The organism is Paraburkholderia diazotrophica (genome assembly GCF_900108945.1).
GTDB lineage: Bacteria > Pseudomonadota > Gammaproteobacteria > Burkholderiales > Burkholderiaceae > Paraburkholderia > Paraburkholderia diazotrophica.
Map to the genome: position 1 here is coordinate 89,742 of NZ_FNYE01000020.1, position 20,971 is coordinate 110,712.

The following is a 20,971-nucleotide window of genomic DNA, read 5'->3' on the forward strand; positions in this document are numbered from 1 at the left end:
CTATTCCTCGGATAACGGTTCATTGCGCGCGGCGCACAGTGCACGGTAGACACTCTCGGGCGTCAACGGCAGCGACTTGAGTCGCACGCCGACAGCATCTTCGATTGCATCGGCAATCGCCGACGCGACGCCGAACGTCGCACTTTCGCCAACGCCCTTTGCGCCGAACGGTCCGTTGCTCTGCACGGAGTCCACCGTTTCGCGGCCGATCGCGGACGGAATGTCGTGGATACCCGGAATCTTGTACTCGGCAAACGACGCATTGCGCAATTGCCCGACTTCGTCGAACTCCATCCGCTCGAACAGCGTGATGCCGAGCTGCATGATCGCCGCGCCGGAAATCTGCGTATCGACGACCTTCGGATTGATCGGCGTGCCGCAATCCACGACGTTCTCGAAGCGCAGCAGCCTGAAGTGGCCCGTCTCCGTATCCACTTCGACTTCGACACCGCAGCCGCCCACCATCCAGTTCGGCGTGATGTTTTCCGACTGCCCGGTCTCGTGCTCGGGCGACTTGTAACTGGGAATGAAACTGCCGATGCCGACGATATTGCCCGCCTGCATGCCGTACTTGCGGCGCAGCAGTTCGCTCGCGCGGATCGCGGGCACAGGCGGCACGCCCAGCTCGTTCGCGAGCTCCAGTAGCTTGCGGTTCGCGTCCTCGGCAGCGAGACGCACGGCGTGGCCCATATGAAACGTGGAGCGCGAGCCGAGCGTCGCCATGTCATAAGGCGTCACGTCCGTGTCGGGGCGCATCACCTTGATGCGCTCCGCGGGAATGCCGAGCACGTCGCCCGCCATCAGCGCGATCGCGGTCTCCGACGCCTGGCCCATGTCGACCGTGCTCGAATACACCGTGCAACTGCCGTCGCCCGCAATGCTCACCATCGCGACGGAAGTGGTCGGCGCGACCAGCGCCTTGAAGCCAATGCCGATGCCGCGTCCACGCCGCAGGGTGCCCGTGCCTCGCTCGAACGGCGCTGTCCAGTTCATTCGCTGCGCGACGCGTTCGAGCACGAGGTCGATCGCGGCGTCGTGCATAGGCGTGCCTGTCGCGTGCGGACGGCCTTCGCGCAAAATATTGCGCCTGCGGAATTCGAGCGGATCGATGCTCAGCGCGCGGGAGATCATGTCCGCATGACTCTCGTACGCCCACACCATTTGCGGAATGCCGAAGCCGCGAAATGCGCCAGCGGGCGGGAGATTCGTGTAGACCTGATACGAATCGATCCACACGTTCTCGATATCGTACGGACCTGAAGCGGTGAAGCCGGATTTCTGCGTGACGCGCGGCCCGATATCCGCATAGGCGCCGCCGTTCCACCACACTTCGCACTTGCGCGCGGTGATGCGGCCTTCTTCGTTCACGGCCGTCTTCATGCGGAACGTGGTGGCGTGCTTGGTGATCGTGAAGAACTGCTCTTCCATCGTCAGCGACACTTTTACCGCGCGCCGCGACAGCAACGCGAGCGCGACGACGAGCGCTTCGAGCTTGATGTAAAGCTTCGCGCCGAATCCGCCGCCGAGCAATGCCGACTTCACCCGCACTCGGTTTTCGTCCCAGCCGAGCAGGCGCGCAATCTCGATGCGCACGAACGATGGACTCTGCGACGCCGTGTGCACCGTCAACGTTCCCGAGCCGAGGTCGGGCTCCGCTAGCGACACCATCGGTTCGAGCGGCGTGTGCATGACCTGCTGCGTCGTGAAGGTGTCCTCGAACACATGTGCCGCATTTTCGAAGGCGGCATCGACGTCGCCGCGCCGCAACTGGAAGTCGAGCGCGACATTGGTGCCCTTGCGTCCCGCCAGATGCTTGAGGTCGGGAAACGTACCCGCCGGGCGCAGAAATTCGTGCACGAGGATGTCCGATTGCGCGGCCTCGACTTCGTTGAACACGGCGGGCAGTTCTTCATACTCTGCGATGATCAGATGCGTCGCTTCTTCGGCGACGTGCGGATCGGCAGCGAGCACGACGGCCACCGGCTCGCCGATATAGCGCACTTTCTCCAGCGCGAGAATCGGCTGATCGTGAAAAGCCGGCCCGAAATACGGCTCGGGAATCACCGTCCTGACATCCTCACCCGTATAGACGGCGAACACGCCTTCCAGCTCGCGCGCGGCGCTCGCGTCGATGCTGATGATCCTGCCGTGCGCCACCGTGCTGCGAAAGATCTTGCCGTACAGCATGCGTGGCAGCACGAGGTTGTGGATGTACTCCGCGCGGCCCGTCACCTTCGAGCGCGCTTCCAGCCGGTTCAATGCGCGGCCCACCTGTTTTTGTGCTGGCTGTTCTTCCAGCGTCGTTTCGATTTTCATCAGGCATGACCCTCGAATGGGGCGGCGCGTCCATCAGCGGCAGCGATCGCCGTGCGTACCGCGCGGCCCAGATAGACCTTCAGCAGTTGTTTCTTGTAGCTCGCCGAGCCGTGAGGGTCGCCGACGATATCGAGCTGCGCCGCACCGGCTTCGCCCGCGTCGCGCAGGAGTGCTGTATCGTCGGGCGAGGCGCCGCGCAGCAGCGCTTCGGCTTGCGTAAGCCGAGTCGGACGATCCGTGGCCGCGCCGACGATCACGCTCGCGCTGCCGATCTGCGGACCTTTCATATCCAGCACGACAGCGACACCTAGCGCGGGCCAGTCGTGCGCCGCGCGCGTCGTGACCTTCATGTAGGCGGCAGGACGTCCTGCTTGCGGCGGCACGATTACTTCGGAGATCAGTTCGTCGCGGTCCAGCACCGTTTCGTAATAGCCTGTGCAAAGTTCTTCGACGGGCACTGTCCGCTCGCCCCTCGGCCCGGTGATCGTCACGCTTGCGCCGAGCGACGTGAGCACGGGCGGCATGTCCATGTGCGGATCGGCATGGCCGAGGTTGCCGCCGATCGTCGCGACGTTGCGTACGCGCACGTTCGACAGCGTGCGCAACGTGCGCGACAGCAGCGGCCAGCCTTTCTTCACGAGCGGCGAATGTTCGAGTGTCGCGAGACGCGTAAGCCCGCCGATATGCAGCTCTCCGCTTGCGCCGACGCGAATCTGCGCATACTGCGGCTCGACATCGCACAGGCTGACGAGGCGCGTCGGCCGCAGCACACCCGCCTTCATCATCAACATCACCGCCGTGCCGCCGCCCATCGGGCGAATATCCGGATCTTCCGGATCGAGCAGCGCAATCGCCTCTTCGAGCGACCGTGGCCTGGCGAGCTCAAACGGAATCATCTGATGCACTCCTTGTTTCTGAATGGGCCTAACGCGCGCAACCCGCGCGATCGAGCAGCGCATGCAGCTCGCGGGCCACGATATCCGGGGTCTCCAGCGGCGTGAGGTGCCGCGCTTTCGGAATCTCCACGAACGTCGAAGCGGCGATGCCTTCGTGCAGTGCGCGCGCCATCGCGGGCGTCGCCGCGTAGTCTTCTTCGCCGACGATCACGCAGCTCGGCACCTTCACTTGACGCATCAGCGCGCGTCCGTCGAACGAGCCGAGCATGCGGCCCGTCGCCGCAAACGGCGCGACCTCGTTGCGCAGGAACGTATCGACGCAACGCTGCACGACGTCGGGATGTTCGGCGCGAAACGCATCGCTGAACCAGCGCGTCGTCTGGAATTCGACGAGCGGCGCGAGGCCGCCCGCTTCAGCCTTCTCAGCGCGGGCGTTCCAGTCTTGCGGCGCGGTCTCGCCGTACCACGCGGTCGTATCGATCAGACCCGCGGCGATCGCATCGGGAAAGGTTGCGGCGAACTCGAGTGCAACGCAGCCGCCCATCGACGCGCCCGCGATCAGCACATTGCGAAAGTCCGTCGCGCGCACCACGTCGTACACGTCCTGCGCAAACAGCGACACCGTGTAGGGTCCGGCCGGCTTGTCCGATGCACCGTGGCCGCGCGCATCGATTGCAAGAACGGAAGCGCGCGGCATCAGCCGCTCGACGACGGGAGTCCAGAAGTGACGGTCCATCGCGAGCGAATGCAAGAGAACGACGCGTACTGCGTTCTCTTTTCCGCCGTAGAGGTTGTAGCCGATGCGCGTGCCGTCTCGCGCGGTGACGTGGGACGAAACGACATCGGGACTGCCCGGTTGATTCATTGCGTGCTCCGCTGGCTATCAGGTTCTATCCAATGAGGTGCTATCGAATGCTGTCGGAAATGGATTCGAGCTCGGCTCTCCGAGTCCGCAGACGGATATTGCTGGCTAGCCGGTGGTGCGGCAAACGACGATCTTTCATGCAACGCATGAAAACTATTCATTGGCCGCGAACGGGCGTTCTACGCCATGCGCAACGTTGCGCGCGCATCCGGCGTGTGCGATGGCGGATGAATTTCTCTCATATGCGGCATGAACAATTAGCGTTTGCCCGTCGCCTGGCTCGCCTTCAATCTTGCTGCCAGAGCGTGCCGTTCCGTGTGCACGCGCCGCGCCTGCCTGCGCCGCCGCTTCCCGCTCGCACGCGCTGCCGCGACACGCGAGGCCTCTCGCCGAACCTGCGGTCCGTTTCCAGCCGCTCAACCAGAAAGGTCGAATGCCGTGAACTTCACCAGGAAAATGCTGAACTCGCAGTGGGTCCGTCCGCTGCTGCTGATCGTAGCGATGCTCGTCGCGTGGGATCTCGTGATCCGCATCTTCAAGATTCCGCCTTACCTCGTACCGACACCCGAAGCGATCATGCGTCAGATCGCCGTGCAATGGTCGATGCTGCTTCAGGAGTCGCTGCCGACGCTCTACGCGACGCTCGGTGGCTTTGCGCTGTCGGTGCTGATCGGTGTGCCGATTGCGATGCTGGTTGCCGCGTCGCCGCTGATCGAAAGCTATCTGTATCCACTCGTCGTGTTCTCGCAGAGCATTCCGAAAGTCGCGATCGCGCCGCTCTTCGTGGTCTGGTTCGGCTTCGGACTCTTTCCGCGCGTGCTGGTCGCGTTCCTGCTCGGCTTCTTTCCCGTCGTCGTATCGACGGTGATGGGCTTCAAGTCAGTAGAAAAAGACCTGATCGATCTCGCGAAGTCGATGGGCAGTTCACCGCTGAAGACGTTCGTCAAGATCAGCCTGCCGCACGCGTTGCCGTCGATCTTCTCCAGCATGAAGGTGTCGATCACGCTGGCCGTGGTGGGCGCCGTGGTCGGCGAGTTCGTCGGTGCGAACTCGGGACTTGGCTTCGTTTTGCAGCGTGCCAACGGCAACTTCGACCAGCCGCTGATCTTCTCCGCGCTCGTGGTGCTGTCGGTAATCGGCGCGCTGCTTTTCGTCGTGATCGACATGCTGGAACGCATTGCGATTCCGTGGCATGCATCGCACCGCGCACGCGCACTCGGTCGCGCGTGACGTGCGCGATGATGCGCCGCGCGCATCGACTACCCAATTAAAACCACGCAGGGGACGACATGAAGTCCAGAAGGTTATCGCGCCTGGCGGCCGCGCTGAGTATCGCTGCCATCTGTTGTTGTGGCAGCACAGCGAGCCATGCAAAAGATTCGCTGACGATGATGCTCAACTACACGGTCAACGGCGCCGTGGCACCGTTCTATCTCGGCAAGGCGAAAGGCTATTACGACGCCGAGGGAATCGATCTGAAGCTGATGGAAGGACACGGTTCGGGGCCGACCGTGCAGGCTGTCGCGACGCATAACGTCGACATTGGCTACGCCGATTTCAGCACGATGGTGAAGGTCGCCGCGATGGGCGCACCCGTCAAGGCGATCGGCGTGCTGATGCAGGAGAATCCGACCTCCGTGGTCGGTCTTGCAGAGAAGAACATCAAGACGCCGCAGGACATCAAGGGCAAAACCGTGGCCGTCGCGCCGGGCGATGCATCGTCGCAGCTATGGACGATGTTCATGAACAAGGTCGGTCTCAAGGATTCGGACTTCAAGACCATCACCGGCAATCCGCAGACAACCATCAACGCCGTCATCACCGGCCAGGCCGATCTGCTCGTCGGCTTCGCGACCATTCCGCTGATCTCCGTCGAGCAGGCCACGAAGAAGCCCGCGCGCGCGATTCTGTTCGCCGACTACAAGGTCAACGTCGCGACGCTGAGCATCATCGCGCGCGACGACATGATCAAGGACAACGCCGACCTGCTCAAACGCTTCATGCGCGCGACCGCAAAGGCCGTGAACGAGAGCGAGAAAGATCCGGCCGCCGCCGTCGACGCGTTGCTGAAGACGCTGCCTGCAGCCGGCTCGCGCGACACGATGATCCGCACGCTCAAGGCGACGATACCGTTCTATCGCACGCCTGAAACCGGGCAGGCGCCCATTTTCCATGTCAGCACGAAGAACATCGACGATTCCGTTGCCGCGATCGTGCAATACAGCAAGCTCGATCCGTCGGCGAATGTGCCCGCAAAGTACTACACGAGCGCATTCGTGCCCTGAGCAGCGCTTGAAACACCGCGCCCTTCTCTATCCGTTCATCTGAATCCGGCACCGCTATGACCACTGTACTGAAGCTTGATGAAAAGCACTACCGATCGCCCGCTCACGCGCCGTCGAAACCGCTGATCGAGTTGCGCGGCGTAACCAAGAGCTACCGCAGCGCCCAAGGCATGATGCAGGCGCTCAGGCCACTCGATTTCGACATCCGCGAGCAGGAATTCGTGGCGATCGTTGGACCGTCCGGATGCGGCAAGAGCACCTTACTGAAGATGGTCGCGGGGCTCGAAGGGATTTCGTCCGGAACGATGATGCTGTCGGGACAGCCGATTCGCGGGCCGCAGAAGAACGTCGGCATTGTGTTTCAGAGCGCCGTGCTGCTCGCATGGCGCAATGTGCTCGACAACATCCTTCTGCAAGCCGAAATGCGCCATATGCCGAAACGCGAAGCACGCGAGAAGGCGATGAACCTGATCGGCATGGCGGGGCTGACGGGATTCGAGGAGAAGTACCCGTGGCAACTTTCGGGCGGCATGCAGCAGCGGGTTTCGATCTGCCGCGCGCTGCTGCATGACCCCTCGGTGCTGTTGATGGACGAGCCATTCGGCGCGCTCGATGCGATGACGCGCGAAAACATGAACATGGAATTGCAGCGTATCTGGCTCGAATCGAAGAAGACCGTGCTGCTGATCACGCATAGCATTCCCGAAGCGGTGTTTCTGTCGGATCGGGTGCTCGTGATGTCGGAGCGGCCCGGCTCGATCGCGGCCATCTACGATATCGATCTGCCTCGTCCGAGGCCGCTGGAGGTGATGGCGACGCCGGCCTTCCTTCACTACACGAAGACGATTCGTGCACACTTCAATGCTCAAGGGTCGCTGGACGATCATTGATATCCTGCCGTCGTCTGCAACGCCTTCAGTTTTTCAGGTCGGCTGGCATCCGCGAAACATCCTCGCCAATGCGGATGCCAGCATCAGGACGCAAAACACCCACACAAACAGTCAGGCGCGTCGCAGAGCGGATAAAACCGCTCCGACGCGCCTGCGCACGACTAGAACCAGTGGTTGATGCCGAACGATACGCCCGTCTGCTTCTCGTGCTGCGACGGACTGAGCGTCGCATTCGTCACGTATACGCCCGTGAAATGCGTATAGTCGATATCCGCATACAGCTCAGTCCGTTTCGACAGCAGATAAGTGATCCCGAGGATCGCGACATCCTTGCGGCCATCGACGCCGTTCGTCTTGTTCTTGTTGTCGTAATACGCCGCCGTGACGTTGAAGAAGGGCGACATCTGATACCGCACGCCGCCCCACAGATACTGATTGCGTGTCATGCTGTGCACGTTGGCCGGCACGTCCTGCAGATTGAGGGAATACCCCGCCATCACGTCGACCGGGCCCACTGTCACCGTGCCGCCTGCCGTGTACTGGTCGTTGCCGAAGTACTGGCTCGACGTCGCCGATAGCGGATTGGATTTATGCGTGTAGCCTGCGCCCAGCTTGATCAGCTTCGTGCGATAGTTCAGGCCGCCCGCCAGCGTCGAGCCATGCGCGGCGTTCCCAGGCACACCCCCGAGCGCGTACTCGCCGCGAATCACCCACGGGCCGAAGATGCCGCGATAGTTGATGTCGTTGTCGTCGCGTCCCGTGTTGCCGCCCGAAACCGCCGTCGATTCGGTGATGCTCAGGTAATGGAAGTCGAACGGCTCGAAGTCCTTGATCAGAAAGTGCTGCAGCGTGAACTGACGGCCCATGTCGACCTGTCCGAACGGACCGCCGAATCCCACCGTCGACGTCCGCTGGAAAAGCTGGTTGTTCGTGTTGTTGTTCGCACCCGTCGAGAGCACATAGCCCGCTTCGAGATTGAAGCGCACGTAGTAGCCGCCGCCGATGTCCTCCTTCCCCTCGAAGCCCCAGCGGTTCGAGTTATAGACGCCGTTCGAAGCCATCGACAGCGCCGCGCCGCCCGCTTTGGTTCCGTTCACGAGATTGCGCAAACCGCCGTCGAGAGAACCGTACAACGTGACGCTGCTCTGGGCATGAACCGCGCCGCCCGAAAGGCCTAGCAAGGTCAACGCCGTCAGCGAACGCCTGAGGCTGCTCACGCGCGCTATGGAAACTGTTCCTTCTTTTTCGTGCATATCTCCTCCATCAATGTCGTTTTATTCATGTGGGAGAACGTGCGGGACCGGACGCTTCCCGCGTCGTCTACCGTGGATGTGCGAGAGCGTCCCACTTGAACCGCGGTCCAGCGTTCTGCCGCTTGCAGACGGCAAACCGTGAACCATCGCGTGAGACGCTCCGTTGCTGCTGTGGTGTGGCCGCTTTCGACGGCCGCTTACATGTCCTTCTTCTCCGCGAAGTACCAGTCCGAGTCCTTGTTGATCCATTCGGGACCGACACGCTGACGCGTCTGCTCCTCACCCGTCTTGAAGTACTCGCTGTTCACCGCGCGTTGCGCCATCGCTTCGTTGCGCTCGTCCCAGTCGCCCATCGAGACGCCGTACCACGGCCATTCGGGACGCAGCGCCGGCAAGCCGAGCTCTTCCCAGATGACCTTGGCGTTCTCCATGTAGGGCCTCGTCGGCAACGACAGCGGCGGCAGTTTTTCCTTGCGCGTCGCGTTCATCAGGATCACGCCGTCCACTGCGTCGTCGCCGCGCTGCGCACCCGACGTTCGCGGACCATGCCCCGTGTCGCGGCCGTGCAGGATCTGCACGTCCTTGATTGCATTCATCCGGTAGCTCATCGACCAGAAGATGGCGTCGCTGTTCTCGGGGTTGATGTCGTTGCTGACGGCGACGACGAGCTTGCCGACGGCCGGCTGCAGCGATGCGGCGCCCATCAGTGCGCGCCAGATCTCCGTTTCGGTCGCCTTCTCGCTGAATACGACGATCACGAGCTTGCGCAGATTCGTGAGCGGTTCGTGCATCACGACCTTCTCAACGCTCGCGATACGCAGCGAGTTCCTCAGGTGATCGAGGAACAGCGGCTCGAATGCCACCTTCTTGACCAGCGAGCTTTCGCTCGGCGTGACCTGGCTGATGATCGACACAAGATGGGCATTCTTGCGGCGCGTGATCGCCGTGACGTTCATATACGGGTTGAATTCCTGAAGGTTCACATGCCCGTGCGACTCGCCGAACGGACCTTCCGGTTCTAGCGTATCCGTCGGCACGAAGCCTTCGATGACGATCTCAGCGTCGGCGGGCACGAGCAGATCGTTCGTCTTGCACTTCACGACGCGCAGCGGCTCGCCCAGAATCGCACCCGCAACGCCGAGCTCGTCCACATCGATAGGCAGTTTCTGCACCGAACAGAACGACACGGCAGGATGCCCGCCGATCACGAGCGCGGCGGGCATCGGTTTGCCCATCGCCTTGTACTTGAGCCAATGCTGATAGATGCCCTGGCCCATTTCGATAGAAGGGTTGCAGCCGACCCGACGCTTGCCCTTGATCTGCCCGCGATATGTGCCCATGTTCTGAATGCCGTTTTCCGGGTCGACCGAGATGTACTGTGAACAGGTCGTATACGGCGCATTGTCGAAACCCGGCGTGGAAATGGGAATCGGCAAGTGTTCGAGCCCTTGTCCATCGACATCGAGATCGTCGCCGATGAAGCACACCTCCTGGCACGGCGCTTCGTCGACGACGACGGGCGCGATCGGATTGCCCTTCGCCTGCTGCCACTTTTTGCCGATCGCGTCGACGGACACGCCCATGCCGATCGAGTACACCTCCCGGTTGATCGACAGCGCGCCCACGACGACGGGCAGCTCATACCGGCGTCCCTTGCTGTCGACGACGTTATGGAATACGAACGCCTTGCGATCCGATTCGGGAATGCCGCCGCGCAACTGCCAACGCACGAGCGGATGAAGCTCGGTGTCCTTGTTGATCTCGCGATGTACGTGGACGACGAGGCCTTTTTCTTCCAAGGCCTGCAAATGTGTCTGGAAGGAAGGGAAGTTTTTCATGGTTGTCCGGTGAATGATCAAAGGGAATGCATCGCAAACCGGCCAGCCTCACGGATTCGCCTGTCGGATTGCATTGGTGTGAGTCGAGCCACGTCGCTTCGATATGACGTGTCCGGGCAGCACGGCGGCAGACAGATGCTGCTGTTCGGCAGACGTTGCTCGTCGAGTCTCGCGGCCTGACATGCGTGACTGTGAGCGCAGACTGAGCCAGAACGCCCTCCCTCGCAAACGGTGATTTCTCATGTGCGTCATGAACGGATTTCATCCGCGGCACGGCGTGGCGTCGCGCGCCACATCCGCGTGCAGACGATGAAAAGACTTCATGCCACGCATGAACAGATTTCGTTTGAAGCGTCCCGCCTGCGTCATGCAACCTTCACGTAGCCGTATGCCATCTGAGGTGCGTAAGGATTCTTCATGCGGACGCGTGATATCCGATTCATCGCGACGCGAAGCAATGCATCGCGGGCACTTCGGTTCAACGAGAGACGATGGACATGGAACGACGCAAACGTATCGTGGTGGGAATCAGCGGCGCCTCGGGCGTCATCTATGGCGTGCGGCTACTCGAGATGCTGCGCGAGCTGAACGTCGAATCGCATCTCGTCATGAGCCGCTCAGCGCAGATGACACTCGCGTACGAGACGGATTTGCGCACGGCCGACGTACAGGCGCTCGCTCACGAGCACTATCCGAATGCCGATATCGGCGCCGCCATTTCGAGCGGTTCGTTTCGTGTGGACGGCATGATCGTCGCGCCTTGCTCGATGAAGACGCTTGCGGAGATCGCGACGGGCAACACAGGCTCTTTGTTGTCGCGCGCCGCGGACGTCATGCTGAAGGAGCGTAAGCGGGTCGTTCTGATGGCGCGCGAAACACCGCTGCATCTCGGACATTTGCGCAATATGACGTCCGTAACGGAAGCAGGCGCGATTATCTATCCGCCCGTGCCCGCGTTTTACGCACGGCCGGACAGTCTCGAATCCATGATCGATCACACGCTCGGGCGCGTGCTCGATCTGTTCGACATCGACACGGGCACCGTCAAGCGCTGGACGGGCGATTTCAGCCATCGGCTCGTCAGCGTAGCGAACGGATGACGGGTTGGCGCGCGGACTCGGGCTGCGCGGCGATCCGATATTTGGGTCACGCAGGCGTCATCCCATCAGCAAGCTTGTCTTCTCCTTTTTTTCCCACTGTTTGACTTGGACTCCGGGATTCAGCAGCTTGCTGAGCGCCTGTCCCTTCGGCGTCGTCCAATCCACCGCCAATCCGGAGACGACCTGCGGCGTCGACGTGATGACGGCACCGGCCTGCTCCAATCGGCGCAGGGCGGCGTCGTTGCCAAGCTTGGTAGACGAAGCCGAAGCATCGGTCACTACCTGGACCTCGTAGCCTTCGTCGAGCAGCTGCAGAACCGGGAACACCACGCAGATCTCGGTAGAGATCCCTGCTACGAACACCTTCTCGCGGCCGGTTGCCTTGACTGCATTGTTGAAGTTCGGGTCATGCATGGCGTTTACGATGCCAGCGCGCTTGACCCGATTGGCGAACGCCTCCGGCGCTGCTTCTTCCAGTTCAGTGAGCAACGGCCCCTGGGCGCGTTCCTCCATACTGGAGGTGAATACCAGCGGAAGTCCGGTAGCCGTGGCGACCTTCGCCAGCAGCACGGCGTTCTTTTTTATTTCCTCGACATCGTGCGAGCGCGTCCAGGACATCGTGCCAATCTGGTGGTCGATCAGCAGCAACGCGGCGTTTTCAGGCGTGAATACGTTCTTGTGCATGGTTTGATCCTTTCCCGAAACTGGCGCGTCACGACTTCGCTTGCGCGCCATCCTGTTCTTCTAGCCAAGCGTCCAAGGTCAGCAGATCGGGATGCCTTACCTTCAGCGCAGGAATATCGGCCGTATAGCCGGCTTCGCCGAACCACTCGAACATCCTGCGAATGTCATAGGGAAGCGGCCGCAATAGCAGTCGGGGAACGGGAAATGGAAGTCCGGCCGTCCAGCCGTGGCGTTTGAAAGCCGCGACGATCTCTGAATGGGTCAATTCGTCGCCCGCGATTTCCTCGGCCTTGCCGATGAACACTTCGGGGTGAGTGAAAGCGTGCGCCACCCATTTGCCAATGTCGGCCGTGGCAATCATTTGCACCGGCTTGCTCGCAGAGACATAACTACGCAGCAGGGCCAGCAGCACCACGCGCAGGGACGACTTTATGAAGTTCTCCATAAAGAAGACGGGACGAACGATGCTAGTGGGCAGGTCAAGGTGAAGAATGTGCTCCTCGACACGCCATTTGCTGTCGAAATGCGGCACGCCCGAACGCCGGTCGGCACCGCCGACGGACGAGTAGATGAAGTGCGTAACTTCGGCAGCTCGTGCCGCATCAGCCACGGCGATGCCGCGCCGGCTTTCGACCTCGCCCCCTTGGTCGGTTCCCTGCACGGAAAACACGCCATACGCACCAGCGAAGGCGGCTCGCAACGAAGCGGGGTTGTCCATGTCTGCGGCGACGACTTCCATGCCGCTGGCAGCCAGTCGGCGTGCTGTATCAGAGTCGGGATTGCGTGACAGGGCACGAACCTTCCAGCGGCCATCGGCGATGAGTGAGCGGGCTACCGCGCCGCCCTGCTGTCCTGTTGCCCCCAGCACGACGATTGTTCTCAAGTTCATAGCATGCAATACAAATGTCTTGATAGTATGAATATCGACTGCTCCATGAAATTGAACAAGTAGGATGAAAAACAATACCGGTATGGAATCCCATACCAATCCCCCAAGGGTGCAGCGCTGCGCGCCGACGAAAGCAGAACTGGACGAATTTCGCCAAGCCATCGGTACAATCATCGGCAAATGGAAGGTTGAAATACTGTGGGTGTTACTGGACGGGCCGCTACGGTTCGGCCAGATACGCAAGGCGCTGCCAGGTATCACCCAGCACATGCTTACGGCGCAACTCCGTGCGCTTGAAGCGGATAGGCTGGTCAGCCGGACTTCCTATGCGGAGATTCCGCCTAGAGTGGAATATGCGCTGACAGATCATGCCCGTGCGCTGAAACCGATTTTCCTGGCGCTGACAGAATGGGCGCGCCTGTTACGCAACAAGCCAGGGGATTAAAAACAATCGAGGCAGTCCAGGGCGGCGATTTCTTCGTTGGCAGTTGCCGACTATGACTGATATGGATAAATCTGCCGAAGCACGTTTACTTAAATGGGACCGGCGAATCGCCTTGGATGCGCTCCTGCGCATCGAACGCTTCTCTGGCGACATCAATATCGCGAATGGGGTCGCTGGCCCAGGTTCCCAATGCGATTACCGGCTCCGTGAGCGGACGACCGAGCGGCGTCAACTCATACTCCGCATGCGGTGGCATCACCGCATAAACTGTTCTTTTGATGAGGAAGCGGCCAAAAGCGTCATTCGCTCGCGCCGGCATTTATTCGTCGTCCGCACTCCGTAAGCAGCCGTTCTGCGGCTGCGTTGCGAGGTGGCATGCCGTGTTTCGTGGCAGCAAGGTGGACGAACTCCGCGCCCGTTCGCCCCAGTCAGAAACCCGCTCGCCGCCCTTGCATTCCGAGTGTATCCTTGCCGCCCAGCCGCTCCACAAGGTGCTCACGGAACCCTTCTGCTGCTGGCGAGACCGCGCGGTTCGACGAATGATAGAGGCAAACCTCGCGCATCACTTCCGGTTCTACGATCCGGCGCATAGCAAGACCGAGCGGCCTCGCCAGCAAACCAACGTAACCCGGGGCAAGTGTCAATGCCAAGCCTGCGGCTGCCATGCCAAGAGCGGTAGTGATGTTGTCTACCACGTCCATCGGTGCAATACGTTCGTCGTCGGCTGCGCCAGCCTGCATAAGCGACACGTTACGTTCATAGTCCCGGCCTGCCGCAACCAACGGTTGCTTTCGTAAGTCCGCCCATGTAATACGTGCACGCTTCGCGAACGGATGCTCAGGCGGGCACCAGAGCACCCATGGACTTTTGAACAGCCCAACGCGTGTCACCTCATCACCGACAGACTGATCTGGACCGATAGCCAGATCGACGTCTGCATTGGCTACCATATCAACGAGGTTATCTACGGCAGCATCCCGAATCCTGATGACCACTTTTGGATGAGTCTTCGCGTAGGCTCTTATTGCAGCCGGCAACATCGTGGTCGCGATCACGAGCGAAGCCGCAATTCGAACTATTCCAGCCGCCCGGTTCCGTATGTCATCCGCCGCCGCCTGAGCCAACTCTATATTCCTTAGCACGCTCTTCGCGTGCACGACGAATTCCCGCCCGGCCGGCGAAAGCGCGACGCTTCGCGTTGTCCGGTCGAAGAGCCGAAAACCTACGCCGGTTTCGAGTTCCGAGATTAGCAAACTCACTGCAGAGGGCGAGAGATTCAGACGCTCCCCTGCTTTCCCGAAGTTGCGAACGTCAGCAACGGTCAAAAACGCAGCGAGCTGCCGCGGGGTAAATCGGGGATTGCTCATGTGTTCTGGCATTAAACAGCATTTCTCAATAATAGCCCAGAAAACATCGTTTGTTTTATTCAATGCCCACCCGCAAACTCAAGCCACAACGATTGACATTCCAACTCAGGAGGCACACTGTGGCGCACCAACTTACCGCGCATCTGCAGCAGGAGGACGAACTCGAAGAGCGCGCATATGTAAAAGTGACCTGGCGGCTAGTACCGTTCCTCTGCCTGTGTTTCGTCATCGCGTTCCTTGATCGCGTGAACATCGCGTTCGCGAAACTCCAGATGGTTTCGGAATTGGGCTGGAGCGAGCAAATTTATGGCTTCGGAGCCGGCATCTTCTTCCTCGCCTACTTCATTTGCGAGGTGCCGAGCAACCTGATCATGCATCGGGTGGGCGCGCGCCGCTGGATCGCCCGGATCATGATTTCCTGGGCTGTGCTCACGGGCATGATGGCGTTCGTGCACTCGACGACGGCCTTTTACGTGATCCGGTTCCTGATCGGCGCCGCTGAGGCTGGCTTCTTTCCCGGAATCATCCTCTATCTCACGTACTGGTATCCGGCGAAGCGTCGGAGCCGCGTCATCGCGACATTCATGACAGCCATCCCGATCGCTGGCGTCAGCGGTGGCATTCTTTCAGGATGGATTCTGTCCACGTTTCACGGGGAGGCCGGACTCTCGGGGTGGCAATGGCTGTTTCTGCTCGAATGCGTGCCATCTCTAATCGTCGGCATCGCGGCGCTCTTCTACCTCGACGATGGAATCCGCAATGCAAAATGGCTGAACGAGGAAGCACGTTCCCGACTGATTGCGAATATCGAAGCGGAAGCAAAGAGCAAGCAGGCGGTGTCGGTTGCCGCCGCGGTACGCCGCCCGGCTGTATGGGTCCTGGCGCTGGCGTACTTCGGCGCAGCGATGGGACAGTACGGCTTCGGGTTCTGGCTACCTTCGATCATCAAGCACATGGGCGTTTCCTCCACTATGCATGTTGGTCTGCTGTCCGCAGTTCCATACGTTTTCGGCATCGTCGCAATGCTGGCGGTCGGACGTAGCGCCGACCGAAGCGGCGAACATCGGTGGCATTACCTTTTGCCTTGTGCTGCCGCTGCGCTGGGGCTCGTAGCAAGCGCGTTGTTCAGTCACCAGCAGGCGTTCTCTTTCGGCGCATTGACAGTGGCATGTATGGGTTTGCAGTGCCTTGCCCCGGTGTTTTGGCGCATTCCGACTTCGCTACTAGGCGGGGTCGCGGCCGCCGCGGGAATCGCACTCATCAATTCGATCGCCAACCTCGCCGGCTTCGTTAGTCCCTACATGATCGGCTGGATCGTAGATCGCACCGGCAGTACGAACTTCGCTCTCTACGTTATCGCCGCGTTTCTCCTGCTGTCGGCTGTGGTCGTCTTCGCCCTGCCGCATAGCACCGAACGCAGTCAACAATCCACCACCTGAATCAAGCAATGAGCGCGATCCGTAATCAATCCGTCGACCCTTTCTTCTCGGCACTCACGGAAATACTTGGCGACGCGGGTGTCGTCCGCGATCCGTCGATCGCATCTAACCACGCCGGTGACTGGAGCGAAGCAACCCGCAGCACGCCCTGCATCGTTGTCTTCCCACGCACGCCTCAACAAGTGGCAGCAACACTTGAAATCTGTGCCCGTTTTCGCCATCAAGTCGTTGTGCAAGGTGGTTTGACAGGATTGGCCGGCGGCGCCACGCCGCGTGATGGCGAAATTGCTCTCTCCCTGTCCAGGCTCAATGCGATCGAGGACATCGACAACGTTGGTGGCACTGCTACCGTCCAGGCGGGTGTCGTCCTCGAAGAATTGCAACGACGGGTAGAAGAGAAAGACTGGTACTTCCCGCTTGATCTCGGGGCTCGCGGCTCATGCCAGGTCGGCGGCAACGCAGCCGTCAACGCGGGCGGGAACCGGGTGATCCGGTTCGGCACTATGCGCGACATGGTATTGGGCCTCGAAGTAGCGTTACCTGATGGACGCCTGCTGAGCATGATGAACCGCGTGACCAAGAACACCACTGGCGTAGACCTTAAGCATCTCTTCATCGGTAGCGAGGGAACGCTGGGGGTGATCACCAGACTCGTAGTGAAGCTGTCCCCCAAGCCAACGTATGCGTGTACAGCCCTCTGCGCGTTACCGTCATTCGATGCAGCGACGCGGCTCATCCGTGAAGGCCGCGCGAGATTGCCGAGTCTCTCCGCATTCGAGGTCATGTGGGAGGACTTCATGGTTGCCGCGCAAGAGATTCACGCTTTGCGTCCGCCCTTTGCCGCGTCCGCGCCGGTCTATGTACTGATAGAAACGCTGGGCACCGACGAAGCCAACGAGCGTGCTCTGCTCGAGAACTTCCTGGCTGATGTACTTGAGAGCGGCCTTGTGGCCGATGCAGTGGTCGCGCAGTCGATGGATGATGCACAGCGACTCTGGGCCTATCGAGAGACGGTCGCCGAACTGTTGTCTCATCTTAAGCCACATGCCGCGTTTGACGTGGGGGTTCCGATGGCAGCAATGGACCGATTTGTAAGCTCAACACGCGATGCATTAGCACAGCAGTTCCCGAACCAACGCCACCTTTTCTTTGGACACATAGGCGACGGAAATTTACATGTGCTGTCGGGTCCGCACGAGACTTCCGACGATTTGCATCGCGTCGAAGACCTCGTGTATCGCGCAGTTGGAAAGGCGGGAGGTTCAATTTCCGCCGAGCATGGTATCGGAGTCATCAAGCGGGACTTCCTGCATCAAAGTCGTTCTGCGGACGAAATCGCGTTGATGCGAGAGGTGAAAAACTTGCTCGACCCGGCGGGCGTGCTGAATGCGGGCCGGATTCTGTGACTTTTGGGAAATGCCGTGAAGATTATCGTCGCTGTCAAGAGAGTGATTGACTACAACGTGAAGGTCCGCGTGAAGTCGGACAACACGGGCGTCGACATTGCCAATGTGAAGATGTCGATGAATCCGTTCGACGAAATCGCCGTCGAAGAGGCCGTGCGCCTGAAGGAAGCGGGCGTCGCGACGGAAGTGATCGCGGTGTCGGCAGGCGTCGCGCAGTGCCAGGAAACGCTGCGCACGGCGCTGGCGATCGGCGCGGATCGCGCGATCCTGATCGAATCGAATGAAGACCTGCAGCCGCTGGCCGTCGCCAAGCTGCTGAAGGCGCTGGTCGACAAGGAGCAGCCGCAGCTGGTGATTCTCGGCAAGCAGGCGATCGACGACGATTCCAACCAGACCGGTCAGATGCTGGCTGCGCTGGCGGGCCTGCCGCAGGCGACGTTTGCGTCGAAGGTCGTCGTGGCTGATGGCAAGGCGACGGTGTCGCGTGAAGTGGATGGCGGTGCGGAAACGCTGTCTCTCACGCTACCCGCTGTCGTGACGACGGATCTGCGCCTGAACGAGCCGCGCTATGTGACGCTGCCAAACATCATGAAGGCGAAGAAGAAGCCGCTGGAAACCGTGAAGCCCGAAGAGCTGGGCGTCGATGTGACGCCGCGTCTGAAGACGCTGAAAGTGAGCGAGCCGCCGAAGCGTTCCGCCGGCGTCAAGGTGCCGGACGTGAAGACGCTGGTCGAGAAGCTCAAGACGGAAGCCAAGGTGCTTTGATTTTTACGGGCACACGGAGACGAATGAAATGACGATTCTGGTAATTGCTGAACACGACAACGTGGCGCTCAGGGCCGCGACGCTGAACACGGTGGCCGCCGCACAGAAGATCGGTGGCGACATTCACGTGCTGGTTGCTGGCCACAACGCACAGGCGGCTGCGGACGCCGCTGCGAAGATTGCAGGCGCCGCAAAGGTGCTGCTCGCCGATGCGCCGCAACTCGAAGCGGGTCTCGCAGAAAACGTCGAGGCGACGGTGCTGACGATTGTGCAAGACCCGGCGAAGGACTACTCGCACATCCTCGCGCCCGCGACGGCCTACGGCAAGAACATCGCGCCGCGCATCGCCGCGAAGCTCGACGTCGCGCAGATCAGCGACATCACGGCTGTCGATTCCGCCGATACGTTCGAGCGCCCAATCTATGCAGGCAACGCGATTGCGATCGTGCAATCGGCTGATCCGGTCAAGGTCATCACGGTGCGTGCGACGGGCATCGACCCGGTCGCAGCGGAAGGCGGCAGCGCGTCGGTCGAGAAGATCGAAGCGGCGGCCGACGCAGGCATCTCGCAGTTCGTGAGCCGTGAAGTGACGAAGCTGGACCGTCCGGAACTGACGTCGGCGAACATCATTGTGTCGGGCGGCCGGGGTCTCGGCAGCGGCGAGAACTACACGAAGATTCTCGAGCCGCTCGCGGACAAGCTCGGTGCAGCAATGGGTGCATCGCGCGCAGCCGTGGATGCGGGCTACGTGCCCAACGACTATCAGGTCGGCCAGACGGGCAAGATCGTCGCGCCGCAGCTGTATATCGCGGTGGGCATCTCAGGTGCGATCCAGCACCTCGCGGGCATGAGGGACTCGAAGGTCATCGTCGCGATCAACAAGGACGAAGAGGCGCCCATCTTCAGCGTCGCGGACTATGGTCTCGTCGGGGATCTGTTCACCGTCGTACCCGAACTGACGCCTGAAATCGCATAAACGTTGACCCTCAAAATGGAGAATCACAATGACAGACCTCTTCGATAATCCAATGGGCCTTATGGGGTTCGAATTCGTTGAGTTCGCGTCGCCATCGCCCAGCGTGCTTGAACCTATGTTCGAAAAACTCGGCTTTGTGCTAGTGGCAAAGCATCGTTCAAAAGACGTACTGCTGTATCGGCAGGGAGACATTAATTTCATCGTCAACCGCGAGCCAAAGAGCCCGGCTGCGTACTTTTCGGCAGAACATGGCGCGTCCGCCTGTGGCCTTGCATTTCGGGTGAAAGACTCGCACAAGGCGTATGAGCGTGCGCTGGAACTCGGTGCACAACCACTTGAGACGCCGACAGGACCGATGGAACTGCGACTTCCCGCAATCAGAGGCATCGGAGGAGCGCCGCTCTATCTGATTGATCGATTCGAAGACGGTCAATCCATCTACGACATTGATTTTGAGTTTCTCCCGGATGTCGAGCGTCGCCCGAAAGGACACGGCCTTAAGCTCATTGATCACCTCACGCACAATGTTTATCGCGGCCGGATGGCACATTGGGCGAAGTTCTACGAGACGCTCTTCAACTTCCGCGAGATTCGCTATTTCGATATTTCGGGCGAGTACACCGGCCTTACGTCCAAGGCGATGACCGCGCCCGACGGGAAGATCCGTATCCCGCTGAATGAAGAATCGGCGAAGGGCGGCGGCCAGATCGAAGAGTTTCTCATGCAGTTCAACGGCGAGGGGATCCAGCACGTGGCGCTGCTGACCGATGACCTCATCTCGACCGTTGACAGTCTGCAAATGGCTGGCGTTCCCCTAATGACCGCGCCGAACGATTACTACTACGAGGCGATCGAAACGCGCTTGCCAGCCCACAGCCAGCCGGTGCCTGAACTTCAGGCACGCGGCATCCTGCTCGACGGCACGACACAAGGCGGCCAAAAGCGGTTGCTGCTGCAGATATTCTCTCAGCCGCTATTTGGGCCTGTCTTCTTCGAGTTCATTCAACGCGCTGGCGATGAAGGCTTTGGTGAAGGAAATTTCAAAGCGCTGTTTGAGTCGCTTGAGCGGGATCAGGTCGCCCGCGGCGTCTTGAAGGTCTAGGCCGCAGGCAATGGGTGGAATCAGGATTCCGCCTGTTTCACCGCCTGGCGATGTTGGCGCCCGATAGCATAGTCGCGCATTGTGCGAAGCTGACTTCCGGCGCTAATCAAGCAATCGTAGGAGTTCGCATGAACGTCGAGCTGCGAGCAGCCGCGGCACGTTGTGCAGACCGCGAGGACGCTGGTCTGTGGCGGTGGTTCTGTCTCATGTACGAGGACCGTCGACTACGGTGGTGTCCATCGGCCCGAGGGTGGTTGGTGACCGTCGACCATAGACACCTTGCTACCGAGAATGATTTCGACGCGGCCATCAGGCGGGCTCGAGAGGTTTTCGAATCGGATGGCCAGTGCGTAAAGGCTTAAAGCAGATTCGAATCTGCGTAGAAACCTAGCTTGCGGCGACCCTGCCGTCTGGGTAGGCAATATACGAACCAGGCCGAGTGGACACTCCGATAC

General features: G+C 60.5%; 19 protein-coding genes. 10 read left to right on the top strand and 9 right to left on the bottom strand.

From position 1 onward, the window contains the following. Genes BMW76_RS23750 through BMW76_RS23760 form a run of 3 tightly spaced genes read right to left on the bottom strand, consistent with a single transcriptional unit; the run spans position 1 to position 4,077 of the window. Entirely contained in the window at positions 1–2,316 is a 2,316-nt protein-coding gene (locus BMW76_RS23750; protein WP_090869562.1) for a xanthine dehydrogenase family protein molybdopterin-binding subunit, read from the bottom strand. After that, positions 2,316–3,212: an FAD binding domain-containing protein gene (locus BMW76_RS23755; protein WP_090869695.1), complete on the bottom strand. Its 897-nt coding sequence runs from the start codon at positions 3,210–3,212 to the stop codon at positions 2,316–2,318. Before BMW76_RS23755 ends, BMW76_RS23750 begins: the two co-directional genes overlap by 1 nt. A 28-nt stretch (positions 3,213–3,240) precedes the next feature. After that, the gene (locus BMW76_RS23760; RefSeq protein ID WP_090869564.1) at positions 3,241–4,077 is read right to left on the bottom strand and encodes an alpha/beta fold hydrolase; all 837 of its coding nucleotides are present in this window, start codon (positions 4,075–4,077) and stop codon (positions 3,241–3,243) included. A 438-nt stretch (positions 4,078–4,515) separates the two neighbouring features. Here BMW76_RS23760 and BMW76_RS23765 point away from each other — a divergent pair, with 438 nt between their 5' ends. The 3 genes from BMW76_RS23765 to BMW76_RS23775 all read left to right on the top strand — a co-directional run bounded on the left by BMW76_RS23765 (position 4,516) and on the right by BMW76_RS23775 (position 7,252). After that, on the top strand, positions 4,516–5,307 hold the full coding sequence (locus BMW76_RS23765; RefSeq protein WP_090869566.1) for an ABC transporter permease: 792 nt from the start codon (positions 4,516–4,518) through the stop codon (positions 5,305–5,307). Between the two features lie 158 nt (positions 5,308–5,465). After that, entirely contained in the window at positions 5,466–6,362 is an 897-nt protein-coding gene (locus tag BMW76_RS23770; RefSeq protein ID WP_245763346.1) for an ABC transporter substrate-binding protein, read from the top strand. A 56-nt stretch (positions 6,363–6,418) separates the two neighbouring features. After that, on the top strand, positions 6,419–7,252 hold the full coding sequence (locus BMW76_RS23775; RefSeq protein WP_090869570.1) for an ABC transporter ATP-binding protein: 834 nt from the start codon (positions 6,419–6,421) through the stop codon (positions 7,250–7,252). 161 nt (positions 7,253–7,413) lie between these two features. Here BMW76_RS23775 and BMW76_RS23780 read toward each other — a convergent pair whose 3' ends face one another. Then, positions 7,414–8,505, bottom strand: a complete 1,092-nt coding sequence (locus BMW76_RS23780; RefSeq protein ID WP_090869572.1) for a porin — start codon at positions 8,503–8,505, stop codon at positions 7,414–7,416. A gap of 197 nt (positions 8,506–8,702) precedes the next feature. Then, positions 8,703–10,343 carry a UbiD family decarboxylase gene (locus tag BMW76_RS23785; RefSeq protein WP_090869573.1) on the bottom strand — a complete coding sequence of 547 codons (1,641 nt, stop codon included), beginning with the start codon at positions 10,341–10,343 and terminating at the stop codon, positions 8,703–8,705. 497 nt (positions 10,344–10,840) lie between these two features. Here BMW76_RS23785 and BMW76_RS23790 point away from each other — a divergent pair, with 497 nt between their 5' ends. Next, positions 10,841–11,443, top strand: coding sequence for a UbiX family flavin prenyltransferase (locus BMW76_RS23790; protein WP_090869697.1), 603 nt, complete (start codon positions 10,841–10,843; stop codon positions 11,441–11,443). Between the two features lie 57 nt (positions 11,444–11,500). Here the strand turns inward: BMW76_RS23790 and BMW76_RS23795 are convergent, their stop codons facing one another. After that, positions 11,501–12,127 (bottom strand): isochorismatase family protein, encoded by a 627-nt coding sequence (locus BMW76_RS23795; RefSeq protein ID WP_090869575.1) that lies wholly within the window; start codon positions 12,125–12,127, stop codon positions 11,501–11,503. Between the two features lie 28 nt (positions 12,128–12,155). Continuing rightward, positions 12,156–13,010, bottom strand: coding sequence for an NmrA/HSCARG family protein (locus tag BMW76_RS23800; protein WP_218162550.1), 855 nt, complete (start codon positions 13,008–13,010; stop codon positions 12,156–12,158). Between the two features lie 70 nt (positions 13,011–13,080). Here BMW76_RS23800 and BMW76_RS23805 point away from each other — a divergent pair, with 70 nt between their 5' ends. Further along, positions 13,081–13,461 carry a winged helix-turn-helix transcriptional regulator gene (locus BMW76_RS23805; protein ID WP_090869580.1) on the top strand — a complete coding sequence of 127 codons (381 nt, stop codon included), beginning with the start codon at positions 13,081–13,083 and terminating at the stop codon, positions 13,459–13,461. An 85-nt stretch (positions 13,462–13,546) separates the two neighbouring features. On the opposite strand, the gene BMW76_RS23810 is transcribed toward BMW76_RS23805, so the two are convergent. Then, complete coding sequence (locus BMW76_RS23810) at positions 13,547–13,780, bottom strand: winged helix-turn-helix transcriptional regulator (protein ID WP_090869582.1); 234 nt, start codon at positions 13,778–13,780, stop codon at positions 13,547–13,549. 109 nt (positions 13,781–13,889) lie between these two features. Further along, positions 13,890–14,828, bottom strand: a complete 939-nt coding sequence (locus BMW76_RS23815) for a LysR family transcriptional regulator (protein ID WP_090869698.1) — start codon at positions 14,826–14,828, stop codon at positions 13,890–13,892. Positions 14,829–14,947: 119 nt separating this feature from the next. On the opposite strand from BMW76_RS23815, the gene BMW76_RS23820 reads away from it, so the two are divergent. From BMW76_RS23820 to hppD, 5 genes are read left to right on the top strand one after another with little or no spacing between them, the layout of a single operon-like run. Beyond that, the gene (locus BMW76_RS23820) at positions 14,948–16,267 is read left to right on the top strand and encodes an MFS transporter (protein ID WP_090869585.1); all 1,320 of its coding nucleotides are present in this window, start codon (positions 14,948–14,950) and stop codon (positions 16,265–16,267) included. A gap of 8 nt (positions 16,268–16,275) precedes the next feature. Beyond that, positions 16,276–17,673 (top strand): FAD-binding oxidoreductase, encoded by a 1,398-nt coding sequence (locus BMW76_RS23825; protein ID WP_090869587.1) that lies wholly within the window; start codon positions 16,276–16,278, stop codon positions 17,671–17,673. Positions 17,674–17,688: 15 nt separating this feature from the next. Next, positions 17,689–18,438, top strand: a complete 750-nt coding sequence (locus BMW76_RS23830; protein WP_090869700.1) for an electron transfer flavoprotein subunit beta/FixA family protein — start codon at positions 17,689–17,691, stop codon at positions 18,436–18,438. Between the two features lie 28 nt (positions 18,439–18,466). Then, positions 18,467–19,414, top strand: coding sequence for an electron transfer flavoprotein subunit alpha/FixB family protein (locus BMW76_RS23835; RefSeq protein WP_090869590.1), 948 nt, complete (start codon positions 18,467–18,469; stop codon positions 19,412–19,414). 28 nt (positions 19,415–19,442) lie between these two features. Beyond that, positions 19,443–20,516: a 4-hydroxyphenylpyruvate dioxygenase gene (gene hppD / locus BMW76_RS23840; protein ID WP_090869592.1), complete on the top strand. Its 1,074-nt coding sequence runs from the start codon at positions 19,443–19,445 to the stop codon at positions 20,514–20,516. The last annotated feature ends 455 nt before the right edge of the window (positions 20,517–20,971 follow it).